General features: G+C 65.3%; 2 protein-coding genes. Both read right to left on the minus strand.

The window, feature by feature from the left end; all coding sequences use genetic code 11:
• Positions 1-298 (minus strand): PP-loop family protein (locus DH10_RS36060; RefSeq protein ID WP_281423906.1); only part of this gene is annotated, 298 nt, incomplete at its 3' end.
• A gap of 51 nt (positions 299-349) precedes the next feature.
• Positions 350-852 (minus strand): tol-pal system protein YbgF (ybgF, locus tag DH10_RS36065; protein ID WP_246811705.1); only part of this gene is annotated, 503 nt, incomplete at its 5' end.

The following is an 852-nucleotide window of genomic DNA, read 5'->3' on the forward strand; positions in this document are numbered from 1 at the left end:
CGGCGGGAAGGCCCGCCGACGGCTTGCCGCCGGACCAGATGAGCGTGCGATGCGCGATGCCGTGCTCGGCGCAGAGCCGGGCCACCGCTTGCGCTTCGGCTGCCGAACCTGGTCTCAGGTCATGATCGATCGTCACCGCAAGCAGCCTTGCCGCGGGCAGGGTTCGGTCGAGGTGGTGCTTGAGGAGAAGGAGAAGGGCGGTCGAGTCGCTGCCGCCGGACACGGCTGCAACGGCGCCGGTGGAAAAGTCGAAGTCTGAAAAAAGGTCGTCCGAAAGGTCAGGCCCGGTGCCGAGCATCAGTGCATGTCGCCCAAAAGTGATCCCGGTTTCGGGACAGCGACATGCAAGCTAGCACGACGCCAGCGCCTTTTCCTGCTTGATGCGCTCCTTGAGCGTGCCGGAAACATCCGGATAGCGCTTGCCGATCTCGCTGAAGGTGGCGCAGGCCACGTCGTTCTGCTTGAGGCCGACCAGCGACACGCCGAGCTTCAACAACATGTCGGGCGCCTTCTTGGCCTTCGGATAATCCTTGCTGGCGGCAAGGAAAACCTCCGCCGCGTCGCGGTATTTCTGCTGGCCAAGCAGGGATTCGCCCAGCCAGTAATGCGCGTCCGCCGCCTTGGCGTCCTTGGGGAAGCGGGAAATATGATCGCGGAACCCCTGCTCGGCGGTGGGATAGTCGCCAGACAGGATGAACTGGTAGGAGTTGCGGTAGAGCTCGTCCGGATCGTTGGTGGAAGGCAGTGCCGCAACCACCGTGCCACCCGACTTGTTCTTGCCGCTCTTGGCCGGACTCTCGGCGGTCGGCGCGCTCGCCGTGGCCGCCGGAGCCTCGGCCGGGGCGCTCGCCT

The organism is Mesorhizobium silamurunense (assembly GCF_014843825.1).
GTDB lineage: Bacteria > Pseudomonadota > Alphaproteobacteria > Rhizobiales > Rhizobiaceae > Mesorhizobium > Mesorhizobium silamurunense.